At 68.9% G+C, this 7,298-nt stretch carries 3 protein-coding genes and 1 pseudogene; all 4 read right to left on the bottom strand.

Going from position 1 to position 7,298, the window contains the following annotated elements:
• A pseudogene (locus ASG27_RS27535) lies at nucleotides 1-1,181 on the bottom strand (putative bifunctional diguanylate cyclase/phosphodiesterase); the annotation flags it as partial.
• Nucleotide 1,182: 1 nt separating this feature from the next.
• On the bottom strand, nucleotides 1,183-3,333 hold a 2,151-nt coding region (locus tag ASG27_RS27530; protein ID WP_268753255.1), incomplete at its 3' end, for a PAS domain-containing protein.
• Nucleotides 3,334-3,665: 332 nt separating this feature from the next.
• Entirely contained in the window at nucleotides 3,666-6,602 is a 2,937-nt protein-coding gene (locus tag ASG27_RS11615; protein ID WP_056416221.1) for an aconitate hydratase, read from the bottom strand.
• Nucleotides 6,603-6,815: 213 nt separating this feature from the next.
• Nucleotides 6,816-7,223, bottom strand: a complete 408-nt coding sequence (locus tag ASG27_RS11610; RefSeq protein ID WP_056416218.1) for a hypothetical protein — start codon at nucleotides 7,221-7,223, stop codon at nucleotides 6,816-6,818.
• Between the last annotated feature and the right edge of the window lie 75 nt (nucleotides 7,224-7,298).

Genomic DNA, 7,298 nt, shown 5'->3' with positions numbered 1-7,298 from the left:
GGCCGCCCGAACAAATACCCCTGGAACCCCTCGCACCCGTGCAGCCGCAGGAAGCCCAGCTGCCCCGTCGTCTCCACCCCCTCGGCCACCACCTCCAGGTCCAGGCTCTTGGCCAGCGCCAGAATGGTCCGCACGATCGCCGCGTCGTTCGGGTCCGACAGCACGTCCCGCACGAAGCTCTGGTCGATCTTCACCTGGTCCAGCGGCAGCCGCTTGAGGTAGGACAGGGATGAATAGCCSGTKCCGAAGTCATCCAGCGCRAAYCCCACGCCTTCGCTCTTGAGCTGCACCATGCGCGCGATCGTGTCYTCGATGTCCCCCAGCAGCAGGCTTTCGGTGAGCTCGAGCTTGAGCCTTCGGGGGTCCGCCCCGTGCTCTCTCAGGGTCTGCAGCACTTCGGCCACGAAGCCGGGCTGGCGGAACTGGCGGGCGCTCACGTTCACCGAGATCGACAGGTGCGCCGTCTCKMSGTGCTGGCCCCAGCGCTGCAGYTGCGCGCAGGCRGTCTGCAGCACGTACTGGCCCAGCGGCAGGATGAGYCCGGTCTGCTCGGCCAGCGGGATGAAGTCGCCCGGGCTGATCATGCCGCGCTGGGGGTGGCGCCAGCGCACCAGCGCTTCGGCCCCCATCAGGGTCGCCTGGTGGTCGACCACGGGCTGGTAGTGCACCAGCARYTCGCCCCGCGCCAGSCCCTGGCGCAGGTCGGCTTCCAGRTTGGAGCGGGCGTTGACCGCCGCCTGCATGTCGGGGTCGAAGAAGCGCTGCGTGTTGCGCCCKGCGGCCTTGGCCTGGTACATGGCCAGGTCGGCGCGCTTCAAGAGTTCGTCCACCGACAGGCGTTCGTCGCCAAAGAGGGTGATGCCGATGCTGGGGGTGCTGTAGTGCTGGGCGCCGTCGAGTTCGAAGGGCTGGTTCAGGTGGGCCAGCAGTTTCTCGGCCACGGTCTCGGCCTGGGTGGCGGCTTCGGCCAGGTCCGGGGCCAGGGCTTCGAGCATGACGACGAATTCGTCGCCGCCAAAGCGGGCCACGGTGTCGGCCTCGCGCACGCTGCCCACCAGGCGGGCGGCCACCTGGGACAAGAGCTGGTCGCCCATGTCGTGGCCCAGGGTGTCGTTGAGGTCCTTGAAGTTGTCGAGGTCGATGAACAAGAGGGCGCCCAGGTTCCTGGTGCGCTGGCAGGCNCTGGTCGCCCATGTCGTGGCCCAGGGTGTCGTTGAGGTCCTTGAAGTTGTCGAGGTCGATGAACAAGAGGGCGCCCAGGTTCCTGGTGCGCTGGCAGGCRGCGATGGAGCGCTGCAGGCGGTCCAGCAGCAGGCGGCGGTTGGGCAGGCCRGTGAGCGCGTCGTAGAACGCCAGGCGCTCGATCTCCTGCTCTGCGCGCTTGCGGTCGGTGATGTCGCGGCACACGCCCAGCACGCCGGTCACGCGGCCGTGCAGGTCGCGGATGGGGGTCTTGATAGTCTCGAACTGGCCCTGGTAGCCGTCTTCGGCAAAGGTGAGCGTCTCTTCGTACACCAGCGGCTGCCAGGCCTGCATGGCGCGCAGGTCGTACTTGCGAAACCGCTCGGCCACCGAGGCCGGCACCAGGTCGAAATCGTTGCGCCCCACCACCTGACTCTCGGGCAGGCCGGCAAACCGCTCGAACACCGGATTGACCGACAGGTACACGCCTTGCGCATCCTTGAGGAACACCATGTCCGGCATGGCGTTGACCACGCGCGCCAGGTGCGCCTTCTGCAGGGCCAGTTCGGTCTCGATGCGCTTGAGCTCGGTCAGGTCGTAGGCGAACACCACCACGGCCGACACGCCCTGGTCGGTGACCGCCTCGGGCGCGATGGTGGTGTGGCGGTACTGCGGCCCGTCGGGGGCGTCGACGCGGTTCTCGAACACCGCCGTCTCGCCGGTGAAGGCCTTGTCGAAGTGCGGCTGCATGCGTGCCATCAGCTCGGGGGGCAGCACGTCCTTGAGCAGTTGCCCCTGCAACTGGGCAGGCTGCGTGCGCAGCCAGCGCGCCTGCTGCTCGTTCACGTACAGCACGCGCAGGTCCTTGTCCAGGCGCGCCACGCCGCCCGGCACCTGGCGCAGCATGTTGGCCATCAAGGCCTCGTGCGCATGCGCCGCCTCTTCGGCCAGGTGGTGGGCCGTGATGTCGGTCTGCACGCCGTCCCACATCACGCGGCCATCTTCGAGCTGGCGGGGCGATGCGCTCAGGTGCATCCAGCGCAGCTGGCCGTCGGCGCGGCGGATGCGGAACACCACATCGAGCGTGGACATGGTGAGGAAGGACGCACGCTCCATCTGCCGCAGGCGCTGGAGGTCTTCGGGGAGTATCTGGCGGTACACCCGCAGCGGGTCGCGCAGCGCGTCCTGAGCGCTCACGCCGTGCAGGCGTTCCAGCGCCTCGCCCACATGGGCAAAGTGCGTGCGGCCGTCGAGCTCGCGCACCACCTGGTAGAGCACGCTGTGCGGCAGGTTGCGCCCCAGCAGGGACAGGCGGCCCTCGCTCTCGCGCAGGCGGCGCTCGGCCTCCTGCACGCGGGCGAACGGCAGGCGGATGCCGGCATTGAAGACGGCCTGGTACAGCAGCGCATAGGCCACCACGCGCAGGCCGTGCGCCAGCGGCCCGCCCACGGGCGAGTGGCCGCCCAGCGTGGCCACCGTGACTTCGCCGCACAGGAATGCCAGAGCAGCCCAGGCCAGCACGCGCTCGCGCCGCTGCGCCCCGCGGTAGAACCACAGGGCCGCGACCGCCAGCGCGATGATCAGCACACAGGCCAGGTAGCGGCGCAGGCCGCCCCCCGCAGACGACGCGAACCAGGCGGGCAGCGGCCCCAGCGACGAGACCACCAGCAGCAGCGCCACGGCACCTGCGCCAGCCAGCCACGCCCGGGCCGGGCCCGGAGCAGCCACCTGCAGCCCCATGAGCAGCAAGGTGACGGTTTCGGCCAGCCGCGCCCAGCTGCTGAGCCACAGCGAGATGTCGGAGGTGGCCGAGGGCATGTGCACCGGCGTCGAATGCGCGAGCACCCCGTGCAGGAAGTTGCAGGCCGCCGCCACGCCAAACCCTGCGGCCAGCACGTTGGCGCGGCCCTGCTCGGGCGCGTCCAGCGTGTGCAGCGACACGGTGACCACCAGCAGGCCGAGCAGCACCGCCATCAGCTCCAGAAAAGGCTCGAGCCCATGCTGCGCGCCAGCCCCCTCGCCCAGCACCTGCGCCAGGGGCACGACGGTCACCGCCAGCACGGCCACGACAAGCACCACCGTGGCGGCGGGCGCGTCGGTCATCTGCGGCAGGCGCGTCCTTGAGGGGCGGGTGAGGGGTGGTGGAGCCATGGGAGGGCGAGAGACAGGCGTATTTCTACAGAGTTCTACATCGCGTCACAAGTGTATCCATGAGTAAACCCGCCCGCAGGCCGCCGGGCCGGCTTTACCTGCCGCCCCCCTCCCCTCCTCGGCACCCCGGCGCGCCGCCGTGGCGTGGCCGTGGCCGTGGTGAAGGCTGTTTCGGCGCTGTGCAGGCCGAACCTGAGGGGCTGCGGGCCGCGGGGCCGGATGTGGTGCATCCATGCGGCCCGTGTCTTCACCCGGCGCGGCAGGCCGGCCCGGGGACCGGGCCCAGGGCCGTTGTGGCGCCCCGGCAGCGCCGCCCGCTGCCCGCCCAGCCCTCAGCCCTGCAGCAGTTGGCGCAGCACGAACGGCAGGATGCCGCCCGCCTGGTAGTAGTCCACCTCGATGGGGGTGTCGATGCGCAGCGTGACGGTGACCTCCTGGCGCGAGCCGTCGGCGCGGCGGATCACCAGTTGCGCGTCGCTTTGCGGGGTGAGCGCGGGGTCGGGCACCACGTCGATTTCTTCATTGCCCTTGAGGCCCAGCGTCTCCCACGACTCGCCCGCCTTGAACTGCAGGGGCAGCACGCCCATGCCCACCAGGTTGGAGCGGTGGATGCGCTCGAAGCTGCGCGCCACCACGGCCTTGATGCCCAGCAGCTGCGTGCCCTTGGCCGCCCAGTCGCGGCTCGAACCCGTGCCGTATTCCTCGCCCGCGAAGATCACCGTGGGCGTCTTCTGCGCGATGTACTGCATGGCAGCGTCGAAGATGAACATCTTCTCGCCCTGCAGCGCGCCTTCGTTCTGGAACACCGTCACGCCACCCTCTTCGCGCGAGCCATCGGCGGTGGGCGGGATCATGAGGTTCTTGATGCGCACGTTGGCAAAGGTGCCGCGCATCATCACGTCGTGGTTGCCGCGGCGGGCGCCGTAGCTGTTGAAGTCGGCCTTGTGCACGCCGTTGAGCTGCAGCCACTGGCCGGCGGGCGACGTGGCCTTGATGGAGCCCGCAGGCGAGATGTGGTCGGTGGTGATGGAGTCGCCGAACAGCGCCATGATGCGCGCGCCGTGGACCGCGGAGGCCGCGGCCTCGCCCTGCTCCAGCGTGAACTGGGCGAAGAACGGCGGCTCTGCGATGTAGGTGCTGGCAGGCCAGGTGTAGGTGTTGCCCGAGACGCCCAGAATTTTTTCCCACAGCTTACCGGGCTCGGTGCTCACCTTGGCGTAGTTCTCGCGGAAGGCCTTGCCGTTCATCGCGAACTTCATCAGCTGGTGGATCTCGTCGCTGGTGGGCCAGATGTCGCCCAGGTACACGTCGCGCCCGCCCTTGCCTTTGCCCACGGGCTCGGTCATCAGGTCCTTGAGCACTGTGCCGGCGATCGCGTAGGCCACCACCAGCGGCGGGCTGGCCAGGAAGTTGGCCTTGAGGTTGGGGTGGATGCGCGCCTCGAAGTTGCGGTTGCCCGACAGCACGGCCGCGCACACCAGGTCGTTGCTGGTGATCACGTCGTTGAGCTCGGCCGTGAGGTCGCCCGCGTTGCCGATGCAGGTGGTGCAGCCATAGCCCGCGAGCGCAAAGCCCAGCTTTTCGAGGTACGGCAGCAGGCCCGTCTCGGTGAGGTATTCGGTGACGATGCGCGAGCCGGGTGCGAGCGAGGTCTTGATGTGCGGCAAAACCCGGAGCCCCGCCTCCACCGCTTTCTTGGCCAGCAGGCCCGCGGCCAGCAGCACGCTCGGGTTGCTGGTGTTCGTGCAGCTGGTGATGGCGGCAATGAGCACGTCGCCATTGCCGATGCTCACGTCACCGGGCTGGCTGGCCTGCTGCGCCGGCACGTCGGCGCGCGCGGCGGCCAGCGTGGGCTTGTTGTGCTCCATCTCGACCAGGAAGCGCGGCCCGCCCGAGGGCGCGGGCTTTTCAGCCGGCGTGACGGGGTCGGCCGGCGCGTCGGCCGGGCGCACATGGTGGCGGGTGTGCAGCAGCTCGGCCGGGCGATTGAAGCCGTTGCTGGCGATGGGCTGGCTGAACAGGTCGGCGAACTGGCTGGCGACCTTGCCCAGCTCGATGCGGTCCTGCGGGCGCTTGGGGCCGGCCAGGCTGGGGGTGACGTCGCCCAGGTTCAGACGCACCACTTGCGAGTAGTCGATCTCGCCGGCCAGCGGCACGCCGAACAAGCCCTGCGCGCGGAAGTACGCCTCGAAGGCCTCGATCTCCGCCTTGGTGCGGCCCGTGCCCTGGAAGTAGTCGATGGTCTTCTCGTCGACCGGAAAGAACCCCATGGTGGCGCCGTACTCGGGCGCCATGTTGCCGATGGTGGCGCGGTCGGGCAGCGACAGCGTGCGCGTGCCTTCGCCGAAGAATTCGACGAACTTGCCCACCACCTTGTGCTGGCGCAGGATCTCGGTCACGGTGAGCACCAGGTCGGTGGCGGTCACGCCCTCGCGCAGCTGGCCCGTGAGCTCGAAGCCCACCACATCGGGCGTGAGGAAGTACACCGGCTGGCCCAGCATGGCGGCCTCGGCCTCGATGCCGCCCACGCCCCAGCCCACCACGCCGATGCCGTTGATCATGGTGGTGTGGCTGTCGGTACCCACCAGGGTGTCGGGGTAGTAGACGGGGCGCGTGGCGTCCTTGGTCTTGTGCACGCCGCGGGCCAGGTATTCCAGGTTCACCTGGTGCACGATGCCGAAGCCCGGGGGCACCACGCCGAAGGTGCTGAAGGCCTGCATGCCCCACTTCATGAACTCGTAGCGCTCGCGGTTGCGTTGGAATTCGAGCTTCATGTTCAGGTCGAGCGAATTCTTCTTGCCGTAGTAGTCGACCATGATGGAGTGGTCGACCACCAGGTCCACCGGCACCAGCGGCTCGATCTTCTTGGGGTTCTTGCCCAGCCGGCCGGCCACGCTGCGCATGGCGGCCAGGTCGGCCAGCAGCGGCACGCCGGTGAAGTCCTGCAGCACCACGCGCGAGACGACGAAGGGGATCTCGTCCTTGCGCTCGGCGTTGGGCGCCCAGTGCGCCAGCTGCTGCACGTGCTCGGGCGTCACCTTGCGGCCATCGCAATTGCGCAGCACCGATTCGAGCACGATGCGGATGGACACCGGCAGGCGGCTGACCTCGGGGAACTGGCGGGCCAGCGCGGGCAGGGAGTAGAAGTACCCCTCCTTGCCGGACGCTGTCTTGAAGCTCTTGAGCGTGCTGGCAAACGCGTGGCGCGGCGAAGCGCCGGTGGCTGGGCGGGAAGACGGGGTGGCTGGCGGCTTGGGCGATGAGGCCATGGCGAACTCCTGTGTGACGCAACAGGCCTATTCTGTCAGCCTCACGTGACGGCGCAATCGTGGGGGTATGCACAGGTGCCGCACGGCGCTGCGTGCGCCCGGCCCTTGCATGGACCCCGGCCTCAGCGCCGCAACTTCAAATAAAAATAGCCGCTACCGCTTGATGGACAAGCGCCAGCAGCTATTTATTTGATAGCAATTGGCTGCGCAGCACTAAGCGGCTGCCCACCCCTGCAGTCGGCGCACGCCGAACCACTGCAGCTCTGCCAGCAGCGCGACGGACACCACATGCACCACCAGGTACGCCTGGCCGAGCAGCGTGGGCGTGAGCGGCGAGCCCAGCAGCAGCGCCAGGCTGGCCAGCGCCCACGCGAAGTTGCCGACGATCAGCACCCACAGCCAGCCCCGGGGCATGGGCTCGGACCGCGCAATCGCCACGGCCAGCGCCGCGTAGCCCAGCAGCAGCACGCCGGTGGCCTGCAGCAGCCCCGCCGGCAGGCCGAGCCATTCGGCCAGCGGCGCAGTCAGCAGCAGGTGCAGGGCACCGAGCAGGACACCCGTGGAGGCATCGAACCAGACCACGGCACGCAGGAATCGGGGGGAAGACATCAGACTGAACATGGAAGGCTCCTTGGTGAAGTGAAGTGAAAGCAGCGAAGACAGGCCTGCATCGTTGCCGCCACGGCGCGCCGAGTC

It is taken from the genome of Acidovorax sp. Leaf191 (assembly GCF_001424425.1).
Classification (GTDB): domain Bacteria; phylum Pseudomonadota; class Gammaproteobacteria; order Burkholderiales; family Burkholderiaceae_C; genus Acidovorax.
This window is presented reverse-complemented; position numbering and strand designations above follow the sequence as displayed.

Excerpts from the sequence above, each read along its gene's own strand:
- ASG27_RS11615 (WP_056416221.1), bottom strand. The coding sequence starts at position 6,602 with ATGGCCTCATCGCCCAAGCCGCCAGCCACCCCGTCTTCCCGCCCAGCC.
- ASG27_RS11610 (WP_056416218.1), bottom strand. The coding sequence starts at position 7,223 with ATGTTCAGTCTGATGTCTTCCCCCCGATTCCTGCGTGCCGTGGTCTGG.